The 26,438-nt window shown below is 40.7% G+C and carries 21 protein-coding genes; 10 read left to right on the top strand and 11 right to left on the bottom strand.

What is annotated here, in order from left to right; all coding sequences use genetic code 11:
* Positions 1-47 precede the first annotated feature (47 nt).
* The 3 genes from MKX47_RS00960 to MKX47_RS00950 form a co-directional block, all read right to left on the bottom strand.
* A complete protein-coding gene (locus MKX47_RS00960) occupies positions 48-1,298 on the bottom strand; it encodes an IS4 family transposase (protein WP_340770139.1) in 1,251 nt (416 codons plus the stop codon).
* Between the two features lie 352 nt (positions 1,299-1,650).
* On the bottom strand, positions 1,651-1,809 hold the full coding sequence (locus tag MKX47_RS00955) for a hypothetical protein (protein WP_340770138.1): 159 nt from the start codon (positions 1,807-1,809) through the stop codon (positions 1,651-1,653).
* Positions 1,810-2,263: 454 nt separating this feature from the next.
* Entirely contained in the window at positions 2,264-2,533 is a 270-nt protein-coding gene (locus tag MKX47_RS00950) for a hypothetical protein (RefSeq protein ID WP_340770136.1), read from the bottom strand.
* Positions 2,534-2,853: 320 nt separating this feature from the next.
* On the opposite strand from MKX47_RS00950, the gene MKX47_RS00945 reads away from it, so the two are divergent.
* Positions 2,854-3,030: a hypothetical protein gene (locus MKX47_RS00945; RefSeq protein WP_340770135.1), complete on the top strand. Its 177-nt coding sequence runs from the start codon at positions 2,854-2,856 to the stop codon at positions 3,028-3,030.
* Between the two features lie 20 nt (positions 3,031-3,050).
* The gene (locus tag MKX47_RS00940; protein ID WP_340770132.1) at positions 3,051-3,725 is read left to right on the top strand and encodes an IS4 family transposase; all 675 of its coding nucleotides are present in this window, start codon (positions 3,051-3,053) and stop codon (positions 3,723-3,725) included.
* Between the two features lie 97 nt (positions 3,726-3,822).
* On the opposite strand, the gene MKX47_RS00935 is transcribed toward MKX47_RS00940, so the two are convergent.
* On the bottom strand, positions 3,823-8,199 hold the full coding sequence (locus MKX47_RS00935) for an S-layer homology domain-containing protein (protein WP_340770130.1): 4,377 nt from the start codon (positions 8,197-8,199) through the stop codon (positions 3,823-3,825).
* Positions 8,200-8,710: 511 nt separating this feature from the next.
* On the opposite strand from MKX47_RS00935, the gene MKX47_RS00930 reads away from it, so the two are divergent.
* The 4 genes from MKX47_RS00930 (at position 8,711) to MKX47_RS00915 (ending at position 13,076) form a co-directional block, all read left to right on the top strand.
* Positions 8,711-9,004, top strand: a complete 294-nt coding sequence (locus MKX47_RS00930; protein ID WP_340770128.1) for a transposase — start codon at positions 8,711-8,713, stop codon at positions 9,002-9,004.
* Positions 9,004-9,900 (top strand): IS3 family transposase, encoded by an 897-nt coding sequence (locus MKX47_RS00925; RefSeq protein ID WP_340777675.1) that lies wholly within the window; start codon positions 9,004-9,006, stop codon positions 9,898-9,900. The genes MKX47_RS00930 and MKX47_RS00925 overlap by 1 nt, the downstream gene beginning before the upstream one ends.
* A gap of 528 nt (positions 9,901-10,428) precedes the next feature.
* A complete protein-coding gene (locus tag MKX47_RS00920) occupies positions 10,429-11,604 on the top strand; it encodes a CAP-associated domain-containing protein (RefSeq protein ID WP_340770126.1) in 1,176 nt (391 codons plus the stop codon).
* 287 nt (positions 11,605-11,891) lie between these two features.
* Positions 11,892-13,076 carry a CaiB/BaiF CoA transferase family protein gene (locus tag MKX47_RS00915; RefSeq protein WP_340770124.1) on the top strand — a complete coding sequence of 395 codons (1,185 nt, stop codon included), beginning with the start codon at positions 11,892-11,894 and terminating at the stop codon, positions 13,074-13,076.
* Between the two features lie 255 nt (positions 13,077-13,331).
* Here the strand turns inward: MKX47_RS00915 and MKX47_RS00910 are convergent, their stop codons facing one another.
* From MKX47_RS00910 to MKX47_RS00900, 3 genes are all read right to left on the bottom strand, one after another.
* Positions 13,332-14,780 (bottom strand): Fe-S-cluster redox enzyme, encoded by a 1,449-nt coding sequence (locus MKX47_RS00910; RefSeq protein WP_340770123.1) that lies wholly within the window; start codon positions 14,778-14,780, stop codon positions 13,332-13,334.
* Between the two features lie 129 nt (positions 14,781-14,909).
* The gene (locus MKX47_RS00905; RefSeq protein ID WP_340770121.1) at positions 14,910-15,428 is read right to left on the bottom strand and encodes a hypothetical protein; all 519 of its coding nucleotides are present in this window, start codon (positions 15,426-15,428) and stop codon (positions 14,910-14,912) included.
* A gap of 65 nt (positions 15,429-15,493) precedes the next feature.
* Positions 15,494-16,804: an acetamidase/formamidase family protein gene (locus MKX47_RS00900; protein WP_445683601.1), complete on the bottom strand. Its 1,311-nt coding sequence runs from the start codon at positions 16,802-16,804 to the stop codon at positions 15,494-15,496.
* Positions 16,805-17,170: 366 nt separating this feature from the next.
* On the opposite strand from MKX47_RS00900, the gene MKX47_RS00895 reads away from it, so the two are divergent.
* A complete protein-coding gene (locus tag MKX47_RS00895) occupies positions 17,171-17,521 on the top strand; it encodes a YbgA family protein (RefSeq protein WP_340770119.1) in 351 nt (116 codons plus the stop codon).
* Positions 17,522-17,606: 85 nt separating this feature from the next.
* Here MKX47_RS00895 and MKX47_RS00890 read toward each other — a convergent pair whose 3' ends face one another.
* Positions 17,607-17,801, bottom strand: coding sequence for a hypothetical protein (locus tag MKX47_RS00890; protein WP_340770117.1), 195 nt, complete (start codon positions 17,799-17,801; stop codon positions 17,607-17,609).
* Positions 17,802-18,405: 604 nt separating this feature from the next.
* Positions 18,406-19,734: an FAD-dependent oxidoreductase gene (locus tag MKX47_RS00885; RefSeq protein ID WP_340770115.1), complete on the bottom strand. Its 1,329-nt coding sequence runs from the start codon at positions 19,732-19,734 to the stop codon at positions 18,406-18,408.
* 373 nt (positions 19,735-20,107) lie between these two features.
* Between MKX47_RS00885 and MKX47_RS00880 the strand changes: the two genes are divergently transcribed.
* Both MKX47_RS00880 and MKX47_RS00875 read left to right on the top strand, forming a co-directional pair.
* Positions 20,108-21,043: a Gfo/Idh/MocA family protein gene (locus MKX47_RS00880; protein WP_340770114.1), complete on the top strand. Its 936-nt coding sequence runs from the start codon at positions 20,108-20,110 to the stop codon at positions 21,041-21,043.
* Between the two features lie 27 nt (positions 21,044-21,070).
* Positions 21,071-22,678 carry a gamma-glutamyltransferase family protein gene (locus tag MKX47_RS00875; protein ID WP_340777673.1) on the top strand — a complete coding sequence of 536 codons (1,608 nt, stop codon included), beginning with the start codon at positions 21,071-21,073 and terminating at the stop codon, positions 22,676-22,678.
* Positions 22,679-22,724: 46 nt separating this feature from the next.
* Here the strand turns inward: MKX47_RS00875 and MKX47_RS00870 are convergent, their stop codons facing one another.
* Both MKX47_RS00870 and MKX47_RS00865 read right to left on the bottom strand, forming a co-directional pair.
* Positions 22,725-24,266 carry a GGDEF domain-containing protein gene (locus MKX47_RS00870; protein ID WP_340770112.1) on the bottom strand — a complete coding sequence of 514 codons (1,542 nt, stop codon included), beginning with the start codon at positions 24,264-24,266 and terminating at the stop codon, positions 22,725-22,727.
* 218 nt (positions 24,267-24,484) lie between these two features.
* On the bottom strand, positions 24,485-24,793 hold the full coding sequence (locus MKX47_RS00865; protein ID WP_340770109.1) for a DUF6509 family protein: 309 nt from the start codon (positions 24,791-24,793) through the stop codon (positions 24,485-24,487).
* Between the two features lie 136 nt (positions 24,794-24,929).
* On the opposite strand from MKX47_RS00865, the gene MKX47_RS00860 reads away from it, so the two are divergent.
* Positions 24,930-26,102: an alanyl-tRNA editing protein gene (locus MKX47_RS00860; protein ID WP_340770108.1), complete on the top strand. Its 1,173-nt coding sequence runs from the start codon at positions 24,930-24,932 to the stop codon at positions 26,100-26,102.
* Positions 26,103-26,438 lie beyond the last annotated feature (336 nt).

Below are 26,438 nucleotides of genomic sequence, written 5' to 3'. Positions count from 1 at the left end.
CGGTAGCTCTTATCCACAAATTGTAAATTATTTACATCCGATACAGCTTAGAAAATTGGATCATACGTTAATTCGTCCAGATGTTCCACCTCTCTTTCGTGGAACTGTCTGACGATGTGCTGAAATTCTCTGTTCCAATCGTACTTTTTCCGTCCTTTTGATTTTCTGGTTGGCGCCCTAAATAGCGCTTTTATAAATACTTCAAATGGCTTAAAGAGTAGATTTTGGAGCGTTTCTTTTAAGTCTAAAAGAGGTCCATTATGGTTCAATTTCAGTTTTAATAATACCTGTAAGCAATACGTAATTAAGGCGATCCAAATTTGTGTATACACAGCGTTTTGACTTTTTCCGTAGAAGCTTTTGATTCTTAGATGTTGTTTCATCCATTTAAAAAACGTTTCGATTTTCCAACGATAGCGATAGAGGTCACCAATTTCTTTCGCCGATAAATCGAAACAACTTGTAAGAATGATAATTTCATTCCCTTCACTGTCCTTCGTTCGAATTAAACGTAGTGTATTCTGCATTTTCGTTCGGTTCTGCTCATCACCTAGAAAGACTTCTTGATCAGAAAAGATGTTATTTTCAACGTCTGGGACTTGTTCATTCAACACTTCGATTTTTGCATTTTTCTTCAGTCGTGTGATAAAACGAATTCCTCGATCGCAGAGTTTATCGTATTGTCGATAGTCCGTATAGCCTCGGTCAAACAGATGAATCGCATCGGAATCGACATCAATTAACTTGTTCATTTGCGTGCGATCTGCGTGTTTCGCTGGTAAAATGACCGCTTGATCAGGAAGTGTCACATCTTTTGTGACAACCACGCGCAAATGTAGACGAACGCCTGCCTTTGTTTTTCGAAACGTTGCCCAAGGATATTGGCTTAGACTCATCGACATCGTAGAAGAATCGATGACAAGTAATTTCCCAATATCACGAAGAAACGGTGAGTTTCCTTTCATTTTCACCTGAATGGAAACGGCGAGATGGCGAAAGACTTTTTCGAATATTCTAGGGGTGAGGCAGGATTGTTTACGCGAAAGCTGCGACGAACTAATGGCATCCATTTGAATAAATGTATGAAGTTCTTCGGTATCTTTCAGCTGTTTCGCTAATTTTTTAAGCGAACTTTTTTCATTCAATTGCGCAATGATGAACAGCTGAAGAAACTTATAAGCTGTCAACTTTTTAATGTAAGAGTCGAGATTTGAAACGTTCACAACTTTTAAAAATGTTTTCTCATCGAGTACTTTTAACAATTCATTTAATGTGGATTTTGTGGTATCCTTGTCCATGGGTAAGCTCCTTTAAATTGGGATTTGGACAGAACTACCAAACCTAATTATAAGGAGTTTTTTCGTGCAATGGAATACCTAATTTTGGGATATTTTTAGATAGAAAGACTCTTGATATAATGTGTTTTAAATTAATGCAATGTTAATGATCACTTAATAAATTATTAACCTTTATATAAGCTAAATTAGGCTTTTTTTAAAAAATCTATGCACTATAAAGTGACAATAATGCTGTTAAATCAACATTTTATATGATGAAGATTTGATACCGATTTATTCCTTCTTTGGACATTCTTCTAGATTGTTGATTAGCAAGTTGACGTAGATGAGCTTGTAGAATTATTAACACCGGCTATTCACAAAGAAATGAAAGAAAACAAGTGGATTTTGATATTTTAAGTCTTTCCGCAATCAACTTAGTCGCTACAGTATTTTCTTTTGAAAAAAAGAATTTAGCCATTTCAGGATTATTTTGAAGGAATTCTTGATCTAAAGCATTTAAATTATCCATTTAACACACTTCCCTTCTCCTAATTATCGTAAGTATACATCATATGTAAAGTTACTTAAAATTGCTTTTCCTTGTAAATATACAAAATAGGCTAAGGCATTAAACTTTGGATGTAAATATAGGTAAGAGGATTTTTTGATTAAATTTTATATTTGGTTAGGATGTTACAATTACTGTAATTCAACCAAAGTAACGTTAATATAATATTTAATTTGTTCTCTGTAGTTTTTTATATTGGATCTATATGCATTGTTAGCACCAAAAATCACCTTTTCTTCTTTTATATCCATTTCATCTACCCCTAAATAGGTTGAGTACTCTCATGAAAAATTGAATCTCCATAATCTTGTGGATCGACACATGAAAACAGATGTGCAATATCAAACTCGTCCGAGCGATTCAACAATAAGTGCCCGTGCACCCGGTGCAGTAAATACAACAGTATAGTAAAACATCACGTTTCAAAGAATATCTTTGTTTCGATTCGTCTAATTATTTTTGAGTATTTTGATGTAAGAAGAAAATAATCGCATTCACCAGAAGTTACTTTAGATAAGAATTCAAGCTCACCCACTGTTAATATATCCACAATTTTTATCACTTCATCATGAATTGTCGTACCATTAACAAAAGCCAGCAGTACCTTTAAATAATCATCATCAATTCTTAATATCTTTCTACTACCATTATTCATAATTGCGTGTAAAGTATATTGATTATGCAATTAACCCGCTCTTCCTTTTACTACTAATTTAACATTTAACGACTGAAAATTCCGTTAATTATTTGATAAATCAAAAATAAAATTAGGGATTTTTATGATTGGTGTCTATCACTTTTAGGGTGGCAGGTCATTAATTGTACGCTCAATAGTTGTTGTTAGGCCTTTCACCCAACGTAAAAAAGCCGTAAGCAAGATTTCTCTCACTTACGACTCCCCTATAACTAACAACACATATGAATATTTATGAATTGTAGTGAATTGTTTGTGCACCCGGTGCATTAAATTCCACACTTTCCAAACGTTTAGGTGAATTAAATTATTTGATTGTCAAACGTATTTTCGAAGTCATTATAAGTCGATTAAATCGATCGGCGAGACGCACACTTAAACTAAAAAAGGAACTGCTCGCAATTGATTCTACAACGATTACGGTCGGAAAAAACCGCTTACCTTGGGCCTTATATCATGGGCAGCGTTCAGGTATTAAACTCATGTAAGTTTTACGAATAAAACAGGAATGCCCCTTCAAATCGTTGAAACAACTGGGTTAAAGCACGATGGTCCAATCGGTGTTGAACTCGAAGATAAGCGCTTCATTATAGTCGCAGATCGTGCCTATTTTTCAATTGAAAAGGCGGATCGATATGCGACAACGAAACAAGATTTTGTCATTCGTTTAAAAGAGAATATCCAATTAAATCGCAAAAAATCGTTAAAAAGAAACGTTGATGAAGGCTCAAATATCATCGCTGATTTCACTTGTACACTTGGCACAGTTCAAAATGAAACGAAAAACCGCCATCGTGTTGTTGAATTTCTAGATTATGAAGGCGAAATTGTACGTGTTGTCACGAATCTTCGCGATGTAACTGCAGAAGAAATCGCTGGAATGTACAAACAACGCTGGGCAATTGAATCTTTTTTCCGCTGGATTAAGCAAAACTTAAATGTGCCAGTGTTATTTGGCACGACTAAAAATGCGGTATTCAGTCAGCTTTTTGCGGCTATGATTGCCTACGTCTTATTAAAATTTATGCATACTGAAGGTCAAAAGAAAACTCACTGTAAACCCTTATCTTTTGTTAGTTTTGCACGTAAGTTACGCGCAAAAACCTTGTCAATTGAGTGGCGTTTTGGACTAAAAGAAATCCTCGCGTTTCATTATGATTTAAATCAAATACGTACTGGATGATTTTGGTTAATCAACACGTGTGAAATCAAGCATGATATTTGTTTATGCACCCGGTGCAACACATAATTTGTGCACCGGTGCAATACACAAAGGAGATTTATGGTCTAGAATACCCTACCTTTTGATATCCGTGCAACCTATTTCCATATTTATCCTCAAGTACAATTACAATGTAATCGTCTTTATAGAAACCAGTAGAATGTTCTAGTGGGATGTTTGCTCGACCCCCAGTAGCTAAAACAGTACCTTTACCTCTATTTAACGCCTGATCAATGGCAACGCTTGAATTTGCTATATCAACAATCTTATCTGGTGTTAATCCCATAACATATGACTGCATTGCCTTAGAATAACTTGCATAATAGTATGTTAGATTTTCATTAATCGCAAAGTTTGGATCTGTTGACGTTAAATCAAAGACAGCAATTACTTTATAACTTGATGATGGTGTTAAGCCTGGACCAACTTGTGTAATTTCCGTAAAGTCTGAAGAAAGTACTCGATAAATGTATTTACCAATTTTGCTAATATCAAATGTATTATGATTCACATAGTCGTATGCTTTTTCTTTATTAGCTTTCATTGTTACATTAAATGTTGTATTTGCCGTATTTAATCCATCTTTTGCTTTAATAATTAATTTAGATGATTTAGTAGTATCTGCTTCATAAATATAATTTTCAACAATGAATTTAGATGTAATATCACCTGCATCACCTGCAATAGTTAAAATATCCTCTAACTTAATTTCAGATTTATCTAACGGTTTATTAAAGTTTGCAGGATTTGAAATACCATTTTGTCGCATAATAGCTTCGTTAAATGTGATCGTAAATGTACTATCCGCATTATCTAATTGGCCTTCACGAACAATAATGCCATCCTTAGCAATATGCGGCTGCACCCCGTCGGTATAAAAATCTTTTACAATCAACGCACCGTTTGGCTCATCCGAAGAGATTGGCGGTGGGTTATCACTTAGTTGGCGAATTGTAAAGTTCCCGTACGTATCTTCTACACCCATTAAGAACATATATTCCATATGTGGATCTAGACCTTCAATATCAACAGTAGGATTTCCAGCTTCATACCCTTTATCAACATATTTCCCAGCCTTTTGTGCAAAGTCCTTAAAGTTTTTTAAACGAGTTGCATTATCATACATCATGTCATAAATAACACTAATGTCTGAACGATTTGTATTTAATTTCCCTGTAGTCGTATCAAAATAACTATTACCTGCTGAATCTTTGTTCCAAATATAATTTTTATTATTTGGAGGCACATCCTTTTTGTATTTTGGAATCGCCGCTACATGAAGTGTTCCTGCTTCATCCGCATTAAATGTAATAGATGCTGTTTCATTTTTATATTTATCCGTACCTGTTTTAGGCGATTCAATTTTATATTCTTTCGTTAAAGGCGGTTTCGTGTCCGTAATTAATGTTTTTTGATCCCAAATCGAAATTTTACCTGAACGGTCTTTTAATAAAATATAAATCGAGTAATCTTTAAACTCACTTACACCATCTGGTCGCGAAATCGGCGGTAGTTTAATTTTACCTAATTCAGCAGAGCCCGAGCCTTTTGCTAAATAATCCTTTTTTGTATCCGTATCGAATTTACCAGTTATCGTCTCCGAATCAAATTCATCAACAAAGTCACGAGGTGTAATACCGTTTTTACCTTCCCGATCAAAATAGCCATTTTCCAAAATCATGTAGTAGTACGTACCAGCTTTATTTGTTATTACATTCACTAAAAATTTATTATCTGTTGGCGAGTTTTCAACCTTATCAATCTTTAAGGTTGGCGCTAACGGATCTAAATGATTATATATAGCATAATTTCGCGGTGGATTTCCATTTGGCGCTGTTTCTGTACTTTCAAATGGATTCTCAGCTAAATCTTTTACTCCAGGTAGTACTGTTACTCGAATCGTATCTCCATTTACTAATGCCGTAACAGAAGGGATTTTTAAGCGAATTCGTTTATTTGAATAAACAACTTCACTCGGTTTAATTTCCTTTTGCCCTGAAATGTTAACAATACCGGTACCTGATAACACATAATTATCTATATTCTCAGCACTTTCCTTGTCTAATTCCTCATTTACTGTCAAATAGAAATAGCCATCATTAGAAACTGTATTTCCTTCTAATACTAACTCCGTATTATTAACATATGGATGAGTCGTATCAGGCGCTTCCGTCTTAACCTCTATCTTCTCCACCAAATTCGAGCGGTTATCGGTTTTGTCGACCATGATGGCAAAGACTTCATAGGTTGTATTTGGCAGAACAGCGCTTTTATTTGGATCTGCACCGACTTGTCGAATCATTTCTGGTAGGTCTTCTGGCTTTGTCACCAAGACAGTGCCTGTATACTTTTTCATGATGTCCTCAAACGTTGGGTCTACACCTGATGAGCCCTTTTGTCGGACATAGTAGTAAATCGTTCCGGGCTCGCTAATTCTAGTGAACTTCACCTCAAAACGCTTACCGCCTGGCTGTTTGGCACCCGGCTGTAATGTAAAGCGTGGTGGGCTATTGTCAATCGTCGTGAAATCAACAGACTTCTTCTCCGATACATTGTCTGCATCATCAATTACGATGGCGTAAATCGTGTATTCCGTCTTCGTTTCTAAGCCAGTTACTTGGAATTTCACTTGCTCATCCATCGTGATCGGGCCACTGCCATTGAACTTGAAGCCACCTGTTTTAATCTCACTAATCGACGGTGCCTTTTCGCTGGACGGTCTTACCACATAGTAGTACGTACCATCTTCATTGGCTGTCATCGTCACATCTGCCACGGTACCACCAGCCTTGACATCTAGCTGTGTAATAATTGGCTGTGTTTTGTCCGATACCTCATTATCGCCAACAGGATCACGCGAAACTTCTTTCCCGTCCTCGTCTTCAATATATCCAATATTTGGTTCATCTGTTTCGAAATCGTCGAATACATCATTCACCGTTTCCTTTACCGGAATAACGGCGTTTGAAATATAGGCAAATTCCCCAAGATTGGTATAGCCATTACCCGCTGTAACGTAGTAATAATCGTACGTTGCATCCGATCTTAGATACACGTTTTTCAGCGAGTTTTTGTACGCATACTTAATATCATGTGACCCGTAAATTGTAGTATTGAAATCTGTATCCACATACATCGCATTGGCATTGGCATAAAGCTCAAAATTCGAGATTTCTCCCTGTACATATAGGCGGTCAATATCGCTATCCGCCTTTAAAAACGCATGATTGGCCGTTACATACACTTGACGTAACTCCGCGCTTTCAAAATCGACATATTTCTTTAGATTCGGCATACGATCCTTGTATTTCGTCTCCGGCTTCGACGGGTCTGGCTTATCCACTAACGTCTCGTCCTCATCTGGATTTAACGAGCCGTCATCGCCATTACTCGTTGGTGGCGTCCAATCAATAAAGCCCGCAAAAGTTGAAATGCCCGCTACACGAACACCTGCGAATTCCGCTAACGAACGGCGCGGAGCCTCTGCAATCTCTACTCGCCCTGTAAAATTAATATTCTTGAAGCGCAAATAGCTGCCATTAACAACAAGCTCGCCCGCAAAGGATGTATAGTCGCCATCCATCGCAAGTAGGCGTGAGGACGTACCGCTTGCATTAATCGTTAGCTTCGTCATGTTATTAATTTTATTGCCCGTAAAATCGCCCTCAATATAAGCGCCCTTTAACATATTTTTGTTCGAGGCATTTAAAATACTGCGAAGATGACTGGCAATGGTATGCGCAACACCGTTTATGTAGATTTGGTCCCCGATGATATCGCCAACCTCATAGACGGGTGTACCACGGTCGGCCTTTTCTGCACGCCAAATAAACGTCGCCATTTGCGCGCGGGTAACGGTATTGAATGGGTCGAATTTGATGGCTGTGACCCCTTTTGTAATATTCAAATCATACAGCGTTTGAATAAAGTACGCATTTGGATTGTTGCTCGGCACATCCTTAAAGCCATGATTTAACTTTGTCGAAATCCCTAATTTGAAGCCTAACGACAAAATTTTGGCCATTTGCGCGCGGGTAATCGGCTCTTTCGGATGGAATTTCCCGTCCGGATAGCCATTAATAATTCCCTCTGATGCAAGTGCTGCGATATAGCGATAGTTGGGATCGCTCGTTCTGACATCCTTAAAGCCTGGATTGGCTGGGTTTGTTATATTGACATCAATCGTGCGTGCAAGCATTTTTGCTGCCTCTTCACGCGTGATGGATTTATTAGGTCTGAATGTACCGTCTGGATAGCCACTCACAATTTTGCGATTCACTAAATCGACAATCGGCTCATAATAATCTGAATATTGGCTGACATCACTAAATGTGCTGGCACTCGATGACTGTGGCATTGCTACGATGACACCACTTGCTGCCAAAACAGTAGCCACGGTTGCCTTTGAAAGCTTTTGTGCTTTTTTCGATTCCATGCTAGAGAAAACCTCCCCTTTTTGAATTGTAAAGTCATGTTGAATCTACTCATACTACTCCATTCTTTATATCGGCACTTCCTAGCCAAAACTGTACAAAAAACTAGCATTTGTTTTCCTCTTTATATAAGCTTTTTAAATCCATTGGGAGCTGTGGGCGACTGCCGTTATGAAAATACGTGCGGTTTTTTTGTGTTTGTGTGCGATATTTTAAATTTGCGTGCGAATTTCGGGTGTTTGCGTGCGGTTTTTCGAAAATACGTGCGATATTTCAATTTTGCGTGCGAATTCCCATATTTCTGGGTTACGCTACCGAAATATACGGTTCATTTCTTCAATCCTAATTCCTTCACGCGGAATATGCTCGGTTTTTGTGGTTTTATGCTCGTTTTCGGGTGATTTGTGATCGAATTTATGATTTTATGCTCGGTTTTGAGGTTAGTATAAATAATGGACACGTAATTGCGAGCGTATGTATGATAAGACTAATACATTAAAGGACGTGTTCAAAATGAGTAAAAGGCCCACACCAGAGTACAAAGAGTATGTCGTAAAGCTTGTAGTGGAAGAAGGGAAAAAAGCCACTCAACTAGCCTATGAGTTAGGGATTGGAGAATCTTCTATTCGACGCTGGGTAAAAGAATATCGTGATCAAAAGGCAGCCGAAACAGAGGGTATTCAGTATGTCACACCGACAGAGTTAAAACGAATGCAAAATGATTATGAAAAGAAATTGCGTGCGCTTGAGGAGGAAAATGCGATCCTAAAAAAGGCGATGCACATCTTTGCGAAAAACCAGCCGTAATTTATACCTTTATTCAAGCACATGTAGGTGAATTTACGATTGTAAAGATGTGTAACGTACTTGGTGTCTCCAAAAGTGGCTACTATAATTGGCTTCAGAAACAATCTGCCCCCCTAACTGAACGTGAAGAGAGAGAAATTGAAATTACTCAAAAGGTACATCAATCCTTTCATGAAAGCTATGGTACATATGGTAGCCCTCGTATTCGAAAGGACTTACAAGAATGGGGATATGTTTTATCTCAAAAGAAAATAGCGAATTTGATGCGAGAGCTCGGTTTATGTGCTGTCATTCCTAAACAATATCAACGAACAACCAATTCCGATCACGACCATTTTATTTATCCTGATTTAGTGAAGCGTGACTTCGATGTGAAAGAGCCAAATCAAGTGTGGGTGGCGGATATTACGTATATACGGACGATGCAGGGATGGCTTTATTTAGCGAGCATTATGGATTTATACTCACGTAAAATTATTGGTTGGGCAATCGCTGACCACATGAAAGAAGCCTTGGTTTTAGAGGCATTGGAAAAAGCGTTACTAATAAGAAAACCACCAGCAGGTTGCATTCATCATTCCGATAGAGGGGTACAATACTGCTCAAACGCGTATACCAACCTATTAAAAGAATATCAGATGGAAATAAGCATGAGTAAAAAAGGCGATCCTTATGATAATGCCTGTATCGAGTCATTCCATTCGACCATCAAAAAAGAATGTATTTATCGTCAACGATTCCAAACAAAACACGAGGCCAAACAAGTAGTTCAAGCTTATATCATTGAGTTTTATAACAAGAAAAGACGTCACTCAACATTGGGATATGTGTCTCCGAATCAATATGAGCGAATCAACAACCCAAAAAACACATCTAGCCGCTCAAAATCTGCTTAGAGGTAGTTGTATCGTTAAGCTCCAATTTGGAGGTTAACGATACGACTACCAGACCAACCGAAGGGCGGTAGTACTAAAACGCTCGATTTTTTATGTCCATTTTATTGACTTAAGACCAGTTTTTCGACTTTTATGCTCGGTTTTCGGAATTTATGCTCGTTTTACCATATCCACCCAATTCCCAGTAATCAACCATGCGCACCCTAGCAAAAATAATTAAAATGTCCTACTCCAAAATGTCGAAATTGTGAAGACCGAACCCAGGAAAAATACCCAAACTAGCTTTCTATCAATTCTCTTCGTTTATGTACGAAAATCCTTCTCTCAACACAAAATATTAGTTTCGAATAATATACACCCCCAAAACGTGATTACCATTTTCAGGATAAAACCTAGAGCATTTCTCTCAAATCCCCTACGATCAAGGGCTGATCCACCCAAACCGTCCAATCCAATCACATGAAATCTCCCTTCATTCCGTTATAGAATACCGTAGTGACCATCAGTATATGGAGGAGAACGGCCAAAATGAAAAAAACTAGTTTCATGGTATCACTCATCGTTCCTATCATTTTTAGCACGACATTACTCGCAACGAAGGCAAACCATTCGACTGAGTGGAAATCCTATTCCAATATAGCAACCGATAAGAAATGGACGATTACCTTCCAACAATCAATCGATCGTCAGTCCATCACAGGCAATGTATTCTTAATCGATGCCAACAACAAGCCCATCGCCATCACAACTACGACTTCCGGAAAACAATTAACAATCCAGCCTGCTACAAGGCTAAAGCATCAAGCAAGTTACAAAATCATCGTCACAAATCAGCTCCAATCAACGAAGGGAAAAGCGATGAACGAAGAAATAATTATTCCATTCACAACTGTCAAAGAAACAGCAACTACAGCCGTCAAAACCTTTGCCTCTGAATACGATTTACAATGGCAAATGCCGAGCGCCGACTATAAGCAGTTTCACTTAGTTGGGACCAAAAATCATGAAGCAGTTGGCGGCTATGAAACACGTGCCGGTCACACCGTTTTTGACATAAAAATTGGGGGCACGCGCGATTCGGTGAAGGCAGCATACGGCGCACCGCTCGCAAGCATTACCAAATACAATACGAAATACACACTAAACTACACAGACAAGTACGACCAAGAAACAAGCGGGACTTATTTAATAGACGGTCAATACGTTACTTTTTTCTATGATGCGCATCAAAACAATCGCGTTCGTTCGGTGAGTTGGGTAAACGCGGCAACTGAAATGTCAAAGCCGGGCTTCTTTGCGACGCCATCCACAGCATTGCGCGGAAGCTTTGAAGATTTAATGGTCGAATTAATCAATCAAACGCGAGTGGCACACGGCTTACATCCATTAATCTACACGCCCACATATAATTCCATTGCACGCGAGCATAGTACAAGCATGGCCGACAATGACTTCTTTGGCCATTCGGATCTCGACGGCTTGCGCGGGGGCGATCGTATGAAAAAAGGCGGGGTCACGTACAATTGGTGGGGCGAAAATCTAGCCTATGGGCAATATAGCGCCATCCATGCACACGAGGCACTCATGAACTCTCTCGGCCACCGCGAAAATATTTTACGCAAAGAATTCACACATGTTTTCGTAGGCGTTGACTTCAACAGCAATAACCAACCGTATTTCACGATTAATTTTTATTCACTATAAAGACGATGGGCTGTCTAGAATTTATTTTCTGGACAGCCTTTTTTTTGCAAAAAATTTACTTGTTTTCGCACTATAATTTTCTGATAATTTAAAATATAATATTAGTAAGCCTACTACCTTTTCATAAGGTTGGTTTTCTTATATTCATATTTTGTTTCAAAAATTTTCAGAGAGAAAAAAGGATAATTATAGGAATTTAGCGACTTAACTGTTATAATACTGTTTAAAATAACGAAATACTGTATTATTACAGTTTACAATTTTGATTGCATAAGGGGGATGGAGTCATGACAATTTTAAATGGGTTAAAGATTTTAGATTTTTGTTCGCTATTGCCGGGGCCACTTGCGACGATGATGTTTGCAGATTTGGGGGCTGAAGTCATTCATGTGGAGTCGGAGCGTCGCGTGGATTTAATGCGCATTATGCCACCGTACGATGATGAGCGCGAGTCGTACATTCATCAGCATTTGAATCGCTCCAAAAAATCGCTCAAAATCAACTTAAAAACCGATGCCGGTATCGACATTATTAAAAAGCTTGTGCAGGACTACGACATTGTCATTGAAGGCTTCCGTCCGGGTGTGATGAAGCGTCTTGGCATTGATTACGAAACACTGCGTGAAATCAATCCGCGCTTGATTTACTGTGCGATTACAGGCTACGGACAAACCGGCCCATATGCTACAAGACCGGGTCATGACAACAACTATCTATCCATTGGTGGCGTGCTCCATCACTCGCGCCTAAAGGACAAAAAGCCCGTCGCAATGGGGATTCAAATTGCGGATATCGCCGGGGGAACGATGCATGCAGCAGTTGGCATTTTGGCGGCCGCGCTTCACCGTGAAAAAACAGGCGAGGGCAAATTTATCGATGTGTCAATGACGGATGCAATGTTTGCGATGAACGCACTATACGGCGCACAATATTTCGGAAGCGGGCGCGCACCTCAGCCTGAGGAAGAAATTTTAAACGGCGGTACCTTTTATGATTATTACCGTACTAAGGACGGGCGCTATTTTTCAGTGGGGAGCTTGGAGCCGCAATTCCGCAAGCTTTTATGTGAAGCGCTTGATATTCCAGAGCTGATTGACAGCACGTTCAATGATTCGGTCTATACGCAGCAGCGCTTTAAAGAAGCCGTAAAGGACGCTTTTTGTACCAAAACCTTCGCACAATGGCTCGAAATTTTCAATGAGGATTTCCATGGCTGCGTCGAACCTGTACTAACATTCGATGAAGCATGCGAACATCCACAAATCCAAGCGCGCCATATGCTTGTCGATGTACCCAAGCTAGACGGTTCAACACAACGACAAATCGGAACCGCCTTAAAAATTGAAGGCGTTGAGCCAACTTATCACTATGTCGGTGCAAAAATGGGCGCTCATACCGAAGAAATTTTGACTGAATACGGCTATTCCACTCAGCAAATTGAGGAATTAACGAAAGCAGGCGTCCTCAAATAATTGTCACCAAGCAATAGAAAAAGGTGTATCAACGATTCGTTACTTCCTCGTTGCTACACCTTTTTTCATTACTCATCCTACTGATACGAAGCTAAAATAAATACTGATTCCTAGTAATACCGAGCATACTACGCCCACACTACCTAATAAAAAGCCTTTAATCATTTTGCTCACTCCTTCTACCTTCAGTGTAATAGAAGGAGTCGCCTTTTAGCTGTGAGAAAAATCACACGAAAGCTTGTATTTTTTTGCGCATTACACGGTTACTGCCGTGCGCTGTTCAATAAACTGACGCAAATTTTCAAAGTGTGCCGGTATGTGTAAATATTTTTTATACACGACCAATAGCTTTTCTACTAAAAGGTCTTGTTCCGCATAAAATAATATTTTCAATAAATTGCATACATGTTGTGAGGTCATTTCGGCAACATCCGAATACGCACTGTTTTTTTCCAAATACTGTGCATGCCAGGTCAGAAGTGACTCACGGATCATTTGGGTCTTACCATCCACGAATACCGCAATATCCTGCTGCACTGTAGCCTCGATGACATGCAGCATCGACTGTGGATTTTGTTGCTGGATCAGCTCGTAAATCGACGAGCAGGTTGCAAGCTCATAACATTTCACGAGTTCCCATGCCCGCTGCCACTGCGCCTCTTTTACCAACGTGTCGAGCAGCACAAAAAACAAATGCTCCACATAATTGTCCGTGTAATTTTTGACCAGTGCATGCGGCTGCGGGTTCATGCTTTGCAAAATCTCCTCATAATCTACAATGAGCTCAATGGCATGATTGGACAGTCGCTCATCCTCAATCAAATGCAGCCCATGCTTCATAATCGTCGCATTGTCATGACGGTCAATCGCTTCTTGGAACAATATATAGCTCAGCAAGGTTTGCTCCTTATCATTGAGCGCAAAGACCCCCTGATTCCACTCTGCCTGCACATTGGCTACACATTTTCGCAGCTTCTTAAAATGACGACGCCCGCTCGAATAATGCGAGCAAATATTCAATAAATGCAGCTGCTTTAATGCATAGCTTTTTGGGTTTTCATAATCGATATGCTGCACAAGCTGATGAATCATCGTCGCTACTCGGTTTTTCGTAAATTGTACTTGCAGCAGCCCTTTAAAGGTACGCATCATTTGCAGCGGTCGCTCAATCGTTGACAATGGCTGTTGGACAAACAGCGAATAGATTTTTTTACCCGCTATATAGGCCCAAAACTTTTGCTGATCCGAGTAAAGCGGCTGCACGAAATAGCGCTCGCCCACTTTAAAAACAACGAGCCGCGCTAAGCCTGTCTCCGTAATCGGTGTTTGAACTGATTTGGCAAACAGGAATTCGATTAGCTGCGAAAATTGAATCTCACCTTGCTTATGTATAAAAGCAAAGAGCGCTTTTTTATTATCCGGCTCCTCAAAAAATTGCTGTATTTTTTCATTGACCACCTCAACATTAAAATTAGCCTCATGAAAAGAATCATAGAAAAATAAATTCACTTTCCCCCAATAATTTTTCAAAAGCAAAAAGCAAAATCTTTCCGCACGCTCCTGATCAAATAAAAAGCTTTCACTATCCAGCATGCCGCCCCAAATCGACGTCTCCCCACACGTCTCACGCATACGTTGCTCTAGCTCTTCCCCAATTTGTCCCTGCGTTTCTTTCAAAAGCTGCTCATCAAATGGAAGCAACAACCGCCATTCCTCCTTTAACACATCCCACTTTTCTTCTATAGAAAAATATAACAAATCATGCCCGCCCATGAAATGGTAAAATAAAAAAACTGCATTAAACGTTCTTTCATTCAATGCAGTCGTTTCCTTCTATTCGGTTGGCAAGACATCCGTCACAATAATTTTAGTTGGATTCGTTTGTGCAGGGATACTGCGCGTCGTTGTGCTATAAAAGACGATGAGCATTTTCCCGCTTAGCACCTCTTTATCAACACGCTTTCCTTGCAAATTCACGATTTCCGTCGAGTCCTTGAGGTGCAATTTCAGCTTCAATTGCTCACTAAACAGCATCTGATCAAACACCCCAATCGCAACCTCGCCCTTTTTGTCATACTGATCAAAAATAACGAGTAGCGGGGTTATTTGTGGTGGTGATACCATTGGCAAAGGCGTTTTAGAATCGACAAATGCAATAATGCGTCCCTTCACTGGAATGGCAGATGCCCCAATTTGATGTCCATCCTTTGTCAGCAGCGGGGTTTGCCCAGTAATTTTAAAAATTGCTTTTTTCGTTTCGTCTTTTTCACTCATCGTTTCGATCATACCAACACCCGATTGGACGCTAATCGAGAGGACAAGTGCTTCAATTTTTTTGATTAATGGCTGCATCAGATCACCTCTCTACGTTTCTATTAGATTGTTTTCCCGAAAAGTGACGACTAAAAACGTGGCAATCAATCATATTGGCGCTTAATTGGTTTATAAATGCGTGCCTGCTTTAGCAAGGTTTTAGGCATCAGCATCGTCGCTGTCACAACGCCTGGATGACGACCAATTTCAATCGAACCGGTAATTGTTGCACGATTTTTCACTTCTTCTACGGTTAAATCAAAGAGCTTTGCCGCACGTGCTAATGCATTGTCCGTCGCCACATTTAAGTTTGCGCCAGAGCCGACAAATGACAGTGGGAAGCTATCCTCAATCGTTTTGACACCGAATTCCTCTGCTAAATTACGCGCAACACGCTTTTCTTCCTTCGTAAAGGGCTTCGCTGTATACGGTAAATCCTCGCTGTTTGGCAATAAAATTGGCCCCTGTATATCGACCTTTTTTAGTACGCTTACCTTTAGCTGCACAATCCCGGCAACATCCGTTGTGTGCCCCGCGATTTCGCCGTCACCCTGCATCGCATGCATATCCCCAACATACACACCGCCACCTGGTACTTTTACCGGACAAATGACAACGGCTCCCGCACGTGCACGGCTAATATCCATATGCCCGTCTGTACGGTGAATGTCTAGCTCATCAACGGTCATCGTGAATTCATGTGGTGCACCGATTAAAGCCGTTCCAAAATCACCGGCATTATGTGAATCCGGCATAGCCTTTGATGGCGTTGTCCCCAGTTGCCCAACAAATGGACGCATTCTCGCCATCAGCCCAATTAAATCGCTCGGCGCAAAGGCAGTGACTGGATTTTGAATCGAATTTTCAGGCGTGCGCATAAATTCCTTGGCATTTTGCGCGATGCGACGTGTTGCTTCTCTACCAAGTGTTAACCCGATATCCCCCTTATGACTTAGCGCCATCGTATAGCCGTTCGTCATTTTAAATGGCGTTGTATCGGTCCCACATGTCGCACATTTGATCGCTTCTTGGCCAATGCCCTGCACAATTGTTGACGGATAAAGCTTACCACAGCCCGGGCACTTCACTTTCACAAACGGGTCGCCAATAAATCGGTCGCTCTGTGCTTCATCGGTCCCTGAAGAAGTCGCGAGCGAAGTTACCTGAATCGATTGGATTTCAATAACAAGTGCATCCCCGACTTCTGCCCCTTCTACATAAACGGGCTTTGTTACCTCATGCCCACCACGAATTGCTGGTGTAATCATCGGACCCCAGCAACCCGGCGCCGTATTAGCAATAATCGTCCCCCCATCTTTTAGTGGTCCTAGCATCGCCGCATTTGGATTTAAAATCCCATCTGTAAATTCGTTTACAAATAATGTTTCAGCCGCTTGTACAGTCGGCTCCTCCATAAATGTCAGTGTATCTCCTACATCTATTGCAGGGTTGTTTGCTGTATTCACTTCATTCGTCATGTAAAAACCCCCTATAATATGAAAATTCAAAAATTTTGATAGATTATGTAACCTCATTTAAAAAAACCAAAATGGCTTCTTCCTCTATTATACAATTTTTTTCATCTACATTACGACTTGAATTGTCACAAAGGTAAAACATTTCCACATGTTTTATACTGAAGTTATAGGATGTTGTAGGTGGGACAATTTTTTGCGCGGTTTTCTGATGTTTATGCTCGGATTTCTTGTTTTATGCCCAGTTTCCCAAATACCCCCTTTTCATCCACTAACATTATGCTTATTTTCAAAGGAGCTGAGACGATGGACAAAAAACAGGTCGAAATTTTGTGGCGTGAGGAAAAATATCATGTGATGTTTCATAGTCAGTATCATTACAATACGATCCGCATCGCCATGAAAAATGCACGCTACGCCGACATCCAGCCGCTTATTTCTGAGGCGCTCCGTGTACCACCAACTCTCGGCAGTCAGCGCAATGCGATCATGCATATGTGGGGTTATTTTAAAAAATACGCAATAGCCGAAGAAAAGACCGCCTATGAGCAGCTCTTGCAGGCTGACGATTTTGATGGATTATTAAAGCTGTTAAAGACACTTGCGGAGAAATATAAGGTGACGTATTTATTAGAGAGCCGGATTTTAAAAGATTGAAGTGTCAGTAATACACTCATAAAAAGAACTAAGGCATAACCCTTAGTTCTTTAGTTTCTTGGATTAAACAGTTGTCAAATATTAATTAATGCCATGCCGTCCGCTCACTTACAGGTTGTTGAGGACCTTCTTTTACCTGTTTTGAACCCTGAGCAAAGTCAAATTCAGCGCCGAACTCCTCTTGCTGGAGCTTCTTATAATTTGGGGCTACTTCTTTTTTGTCTCCACTTTGTCTTTCCTTTGCTTTTGCATGCTGACGATTTGTGTTCATATTTGACATAACCATCCTCCATTCTTTTTTTGAGAAGTTTTAATCAAACGAATCGTCTAATTAAAACTTCTCAAAATAAAGTTTGACCCAGGTTCGTAAAAATTATTAAAAGGATTGAGTAAACACTGTTAAATTGGAATGAAAAAGAATAATTTTGGGTATTCGCACGCATTTCTCGAAAAACGCACATAAAAAATTCTGAGCACTTTCACGCAACTTTCTCCTCCGTCATATACGTCATATATTTGTTATATAATCTTCATAACATGACAGAGCAAATTCCACCAAACTCCAACAAAACGTTGATAGAACAAGCTTTATCCCATTTTCCCTACGTTACATCTCATTTACACTTTCATTAAAATGACATTTTTTCGCTATTTTTACGTTATAGTAAGGACAAGTTCAAACGAATGGTTACACTTTTTACATGATTCCACCGATGCAGGATACCTAGCTGCTCGCATGTAAAACGTCTAATTATTTAATCAGTTTTGAACCATTTGACTACCACCTCTTTCATAAAGCGGGCTAGTACACACCTAGCCTATACAAAAAAAGAAGAAGGCACGAGCTATCCTCCCAATAGTAGCTCGTGCCTTCTTTCATTGTCTTATTTTTTGCCGTAACGCTTGGGCATTTGCATAATCGCATCCCATACACCACTAAATGGCGGTGCATAGGCTAAATCCAAATGCAATAAATCCTCAAATGTCATGTCGTTATACAGCGCTGTGGCGAAAACATCGATACGCTTATCGACTCCATTTTTCCCGACGGCCTGCATCCCAAGTAGCTGACGACTTTGCTGCTCGACAAGCATGCGAATGTTCATCGGGCGTACATTCGGATAATAGCCGGCGATATCATTGACTTCCATCTCATATGTTTCTACCAATGCATGCAATTGATCGGCCTCCGCATTATTTAACCCCGTCATTCCAATATGCAAATCAAAAAATTTCAAAATCGACGTGCCCACAATGCCTTGATATTTTTGCTCAAAGCCGGCGATATTCAAGCCGGCAATGCGCCCTTGCTTATTTGCTGTCGAGCCGAGTGGTAAATAATCGACCTGTTGCTTAATGCGATGGTATTGCGTTGCACAATCCCCCGCAGCATAGACATCTTCAATAGAGGTTTCCATCTGCTCATTGACAATTAATGCACCGTTTTCAAGCTTTGCAAAGCCCGCCGCAAACTGTGTGTTCGGACGTACCCCAGTTGCCATAATGACTAAATCCGTTTCATAGATCCCCGTTGCCGTACGTACTGCTTCGACATGTGTTTCTCCCTTAAAGCCGAGCAGCGATTCGTTGAGCAAGACGTCAATACCGTTCCTTTGCGCCTCCTCTAATACGATTTGTGCAAGCTTTGGATCTAATGCCGTCATCAGCTGCTTCCCACGTTGGATGATACGCACCGCTAGCCCGCGCTCACGAACCGTTTCCGCAACCTCCAAGCCAATATAGCCCCCACCAACGACCGTTACATGCTTCACCTGAGGTAATTCACGCATCAACGCCTCCATTTGTGGAATGGTTTTTACCGTATGAATGCCTTGTATATCTGCATTTTCTACCCTTGGAATCGTAGGTGCAGCCCCTGTTGCGATTAACAATTTGTCATATAAAAATTCAAAGGACTCCCCACTATTTACATCGATACCACTCACTTTTTTGAGCTTTGTATCAATCGCGGTTACCTTATGAAAAATACGCGCATCAATCCCATATTTTTCGCGGAATTCTTCCACATCCCTTGCGATTAAATCATCGGTATGTGGCACCTTGCCGTTAATCACATAGGGCAACCCACATTGACCATACGAATAGACCTCCCCCTGTTCTAAAACGACAATTTGAGCATCCGGATTGTTGCGCACAATTTCCATTGCCGCGCTCATTCCCGCAGCATCTCCACCAATAATAACTACCTTCATTATTTATCACTCCCTCTAAGTCTTTACCCTATTCGGAAATTATTTTTCTTTTTTACAGTCAAATGTTATATATATGAGTTAACTTACCATTAGTAAAACATATTTCCAATTACTTTACATGAACGGCGTCTATTGAATCGATGGAATTTTCAGTAAATTTCTATGTAGGTTGAGATATTTGCGAAATTACGTGGATATTTGCGATTTTCAATTTACATTTGCGAATCCCCAAAACTTGTGTGAAAGGCATCTATTTTTCACGCAGTTTTTTCACCCCTGCGCCAAGTAAAATCTCCCTCCACTATATTCCGAAACCCGAAAAATATGCTACACTAACTATCAGAATACTCTAACAAAGGGGAGCCCTCTAACGATGATAAAAACAACAATCGGCATTATCGGTACAGGTGTTGTCGGCGAACGCATTATTAACCAAGCGCTAAGCAACGAGCATTACGAAATCGTGGCCATTTTCGATACGAACGCGCGACGCACAAAGGAATTACAAGAAAAATACAACGTCCACACAACAAATGACCTACAAGCACTCTTAAACTTAAAGCCTGACTGGGTATATATCGGCACACCACCCGTTAGCCACGCCATGTTAGCACAGGAAATCGCGAAGCACGGCTTGCATATTTTATCCGAAAAGCCATTAGCGCACGATGCAGCAGATGGTGAAATTATGGTACAGGTCGCGCAACATGCAAACGTCAAAACCGCAATGCACTTCCCACTCATGTACGGAGCAGCGGTGCACCAATTCAAAAAAGAATTAGCACAGGATATGGGCGAAATCGTGCGCATTGAGCTCCATACGTATTTCCCAGAATGGCCGCGCAAATGGCAGCAAAACCCGTGGATTGCTTCCCGTGAGCAAGGCGGCTTCACTCGCGAGATTTTCCCGCATTACTTACAGCTCACACATCATTTATTCGGGGATATCGAAATTTCTGCTCACGAAACGACCTACCCTGAAAACGAGGCACTTTGTGAAACTGGTGTATCAGCATTAGCAAAAACTACAAGCGGTATTCCGATGGTCATAAACGGGCTTGCTGGAATTGGCCAAGAAGAGCGCATTGATTATAAAGTGTTCGGCACAAATAAAACCGTGACATTACGCAACTGGTCACAAGTATTCACAACAAAAGCCTATGAGACCGAAGTAGAAATGACGGCAACTGAAACACCTGAAACACTACTAGACGCTTGCCGAAAAGTACTACTACGCGAAGAAGCGTTTATCGTACCTTTTGAGGATGGCTTAAAGGTTCAACGCTGGATTGATGAATTATTGAAATAATGAGTACACGAAGGGGGAATTTTTTTGATGGATTTATCACATTACCCGTTTGCGAGTAAGCGCAATACGGTCATCTCAAATCGTGGAATGGTGGCCACTTCACAGCCACTTGCTGCACAGGCAGGGCTCGATATTTTGAAAAAGGGCGGCAATGCAGTAGATGCAGCCATCGCAACTGCCGCAGCCCTTACCGTTGTCGAACCCACATCAAATGGCATTGGCAGTGATGCCTTTGCGCTTGTATGGATGAAGGAGGATCAGCAATTATATGGATTAAATGCTTCAGGTCCTTCTGCCAAAAGCATTTCAAAAGTGGCCTTAACCGCATGGGGACTCGATAAAATCCCGATGCACGGCGTCATTCCGGTAACGGTTCCAGGAGCTCCTGCTGCATGGGCGGCATTATCCAAGCGCTTCGGGAAATTACCCTTAACCGAAGTATTAGCACCTGCGATTTCCTATGCAGAGGACGGCTATCCGATTTCAGTGACACTTGGGCAAAACTGGCAGAACGCCTATAAAAAATTTAAAGCGTCACTTTTAACCGAAGAATTTAGCGCTTGGTTTGATACCTTCTCAATCGATGGGCGCATGCCGGAAATCGGAGAAGTATGGCGCTCTCCAGGTCATGCCGACAGCTTACGCAAAATCGCTGCAACCAATGCCGAGGCGTTTTATCAAGGCGAAATTGCCGACAAAATCGAGGCATTCATGAAGCAGCACGATGGCTTTATTACAAAGGACGATTTAGCAAGCTACGAGCCGGAATGGGTACAACCGATTGGCGTGCATTACAAAGGCTACGATGTATGGGAAATCCCACCAAATGGACAAGGCATCGTTGCACAAATGGCACTCAATATTTTCCAACATGCCGAGCCGAAATGGCAGGACGCGGATACATTACATAAGCAAATTGAAGCGATGAAGCTTGCCTATACGGATGGCAAAGCGTTTGTTACAGAACGCGCAGAAATGCCTGTTGATACGGATATATTACTTTCAAAGACTTATGGTGAAACACGCTATGCGGAAATTACGGATACAGCGCTGACGCCAACACCTTATGACATTCCAAAGGGCGGTACGGTATATTTAGCAACGGCGGATGCAGAGGGCAATATGGTATCGTTCATTCAAAGTAACTATATGGGCTTTGGTTCGGGCATTGTCATTCCAGGTACAGGGATCTCTCTGCAAAACCGTGGCTATGATTTTTCACTTGATGAAAAGCATCCGAACTTTTTAAAGCCCGGAAAACGGACGTATCACACCATCATTCCGGGCTTCCTAACGAAGGATAACGAAGCAGTTGGACCATTTGGCGTCATGGGTGGCTATATGCAGCCTCAAGGGCATTTCCAAGTAGTCACGCATACAGTGGATTTTGCGTTAAATCCTCAGGCGGCGCTCGATATGCCGCGCTGGCAATGGATGGGGGACAAACGAATTGAAGTCGAGCCCCATTTCCCGAATTATTTAGTGCAAGCGCTGCAGCGAAAAGGGCATGACATTCATGTTGCAGTCGATGGCGGCATTTTCGGACGTGGGCAAATTATTTGGCGTGACCAAAAAACAGGTGTCTTATACGGCGGCACTGAACCTCGTACGGATGGCACAATCGCCGCTTGGTAAACAAAATAAACCTCGGTATCACACGAAAATGGTGATACCGAGGCTTCTAGTTATCCATTACGCCGAGGTCTACTTGCATAACATTCGAATCATCCAATGAATTTGGTGAAAGATACGTGTAGCCATCTTTCCCACGCTCCTTTGACATATAGAGTGCTTGATCCGCTCGTTCGAATAGATTTTTTTCCTCTTCTCTTGGCTCCTGCTGAATCGTTGCGCCAATACTAAAAGACAGATGTCCCCAAGAATGATCCGCAGAAACAATTCGACGATTTTGCATTTCGGCCAATAACAGCGTTGCATAATGCTTCATTTTATCTACATGAGCGTTTTCAATAATAATGGCAAACTCATCCCCACCAAAACGAACAACATAACCCGCTGGACCTGTAACCTCCTTCAGGATTTTCGCAACCTCACATAAAATGGCATCCCCTTCAGCATGACCATACAGATCATTTACTTGTTTAAAATTATCTAAATCAACAAGCATCAATCCAATCGGAAAAACCTTACGCTTATTAATGAGTGCATCCATATGCTGCAAATAGGAAGCACGATTATAGGCACCTGTTAACGAATCGTATGTCGCCAAGCGGATCGTATTATGCAATATTCTCAAAATGATTAATAATAGCAAGATCGATGTTGTAATGGCCACAACTAACATGATCAAAAATTGAACAGAATTTTGTTTGGCAAGTGCTAACTCGCTCTTATTATTATATTTCACATAAATAATGCGCTTCGAGATCGTGCCATTCGTCTCTTCTGGTTGATACGAAATAAAACGATGTGTTTCCGTCACGCCATCCTTATATTTTTTTACTACTTCCGTGTCTTTCTCCAATTTAGATGCCTCTAAAAAAGCCTGCTGCAACTTCGGCTCTAAATCTTCATATGTTAATAAGTCCTGCTGATGATTCAAAACAAATCCGTTATAAGTAAAAATGCGTAAATCCTCTAAGCTCTCATGATTTTCCAGTAATGAATGCACGGTTTTTTCATAATTAAATTCCTTCGCCACATGGGTATCTTCAAAAGCAATCCCCAGCTCCAGTAAATAGTTATGGTCCTTTGTTGGCAAATATCCATACATACGCTGATCATTGGCTGCTACTGATATTTCCAGCCCATCAAAATAAAATTGATCTGTCTTTATGCGCTCTTGAATTAACTTAACAAAATCGGAACAGCAGTCATTAAAATCTATCCCTCTACTTGGCTCATGCGTCGTTATTTCGACTTGCCCCTTGTCATTGAGTATATAAAAATCGAAGTGCTCATACGTTTTTTTAATGGCATCCAAATCCCATGTATGAATAGCTGGATTTTCTTCGTAGTAGTCACGTAGCAAATAGAGCACACTTTTCATTTCATCTGTCTCGCTTTTTTGGAAAATTTGATGTGCCTTGTCCATTGTTTGTAAATTGGCAACAATATTATTTTCAATATCTGCTCTCACAGAAGTTTGATATTCCGCAACATCCTTTGTAAGTAAAGTATGTGTAGTAAAGGACATAATTGAAATAATCATTACAGCAAATAATATTAAAAGGGACCACAATTTAAACGATAGATTCCTCATAAATTCACCCTTCTGTTGATAATAAATCTTTTATTAGCTCATATTTTTTAGAATTCCTTTTAATTATCCAAATTTTAGCCCATATCGTTGAACAAAATCTAAACAGATAGATTCTCCCTAAAGTTGAAAATAATCTTCCCTACTTCGGGTCAAACCTCGTCCCTTACTTATAAAAATCCGAAAAAAGACAACACGATTTTTCGTGCTGCCTTAGTTGTTTACTCTACATCCTCTGAAGCGGGTGGTGCTAAAAGCTCTTCCTTGCAGAACGCTAAAATCATCGCCTCTTCGTCATCTTCTAATGCAAAATCTAATAGTTCATTGTTTGATTTATCGGTAATGAAGTAGTTCATGATGCGTACCTCTTCGTTAATTAGCCCAACGATGGCACGGATTTCTAGCCCCGCTGCCGAATACAGCTCATCGTCCTCATCTACCTCTACATCTAATAAAAACTCAAAGCGCTTGCCCTCGATAATGTTTGTAGGATCTAAAATTTCATCAATTGAATATTGTGTAATGTTCATGTAAATGGCTCCCTTTTTGGAAATCTCTCTTCTATATGATAAACGAAATTTGGAGCGCGTCAAATCACACAGCTAAATTAGCGCGTGACAGGTCGTTTTTCATATGCCAAACTAGAATTTAAGGAGTGATTACAACATGAAGGATTTACTATATTACCAAGACGCCATGATTTCAGAATTCCATGCAAACGTCGTCAAAACAGGCAGCGATGAAAATGGAAATTATATCGTATTAGATAATACAGCCTTTTACCCAACTGGTGGTGGTCAACCGCATGATACCGGGTGGATACAAGAGATTAAAATTAGTAATGTCAAAAAAGTGGAAGAAGAAATTCGCCATTATACAACAAAGGATGCTTCAACTATTTCCGGGGAAATTTTCGCAAAACTCAATTGGGCACGTCGCTTCGATCATATGCAGCAGCATACAGGTCAGCATATTTTAACGGCAGCCTTTGTCGAATTATTTGAATTCGCAACAACGAGCTTCCATTTAGGGACAGAGCTTGTAACGATTGATTTAAATGTTGGCGAGATAACAGAAGAACAGCTAGCCGCTGCGGAAAAACGCGCCAATGAAATTATTTTAGAAAACCGCCCAATCGAAACAAAATGGGTCACAAAAGATGATTTGGCAAGCTATAACTTACGAAAAGACGTAAAAGTCGATGAGGACATCCGCTTAGTTATTATCCCAGACTATGATTACAACGGCTGCGGTGGCACACATCCAACCTCTACCGGACAAGTCGGCTTACTTAAAATTTTAGCTACTGAAAAAATGAAGCAGCAAATTCGCATCCACTTTGTATGTGGCAACCGTGTACTGGACCAGCTTGCGATGCGCAAAACGGTCTTAGCCGATGTCGCACGCCAATTAAGCGCACCGGAAGAGCAAGCTGCCGAGGCCATGCGTAAATTCGCTGCCACAACAAAACAAACGGAAAAAAACTTAAAGGACGCACAGGACGCGCTTTTACAATTCGAAGCAAAAGAACTCGCAGGCGAAAAGATTTCGGCCCGTACTTTCGAAAATCGTTCCATTCAAGACCTACAAAAGCTTGCACGTTTCATCACCGAGCAAAATGACCAAGCCATTGCACTGCTTGTCGCATCCAATGAAGACAAGCTCCAATTCGTAGCAGCACGCGGCAAAGCACAAGCGACTTCAATGAAAGCCATTTCTACTGCTGTATTACCAATGATCAACGGTAAAGGTGGCGGAAATGACACACTTGTACAAGGCGGTGGCGAAAAATTACTGACTGTCGAAGCGCTACTGGAAGCAATGAAGGACATACTTTAATTTCTTTGAGCAACGGAAAAGCTCAGAAAATGTATGCGTAAAAATCGTAACTAAAGCCATAAACGCAGTTGATAACTCAGCGTTTATGGCTTTTACGTACGTTTCTTTCGTTGGGATTGCGATTTATCGGATATCACCGAGATATGGGGGTTATTTCTCTTGATGTGCGGGGGATATTTGCGACCTTTTTGGTTTTATTTGCGAAATTGCTGAGATATTTGCGACTTTTGAGTTTTATTTGCGAAATTTCTGGGGTATTTGCGATTTTTGGATTTTATTTGCGATATCCATCATATATTTGCGAACATCCAAAAATCCCCATTATTTTCTCCAACT

Origin of the sequence: Solibacillus sp. FSL R7-0668 (genome assembly GCF_038006205.1) — a bacterium.
GTDB lineage: Bacteria > Bacillota > Bacilli > Bacillales_A > Planococcaceae > Solibacillus.
Note: the sequence above shows the minus strand (reverse complement) of the source record. Positions and strands in the feature narration are given on the sequence as shown.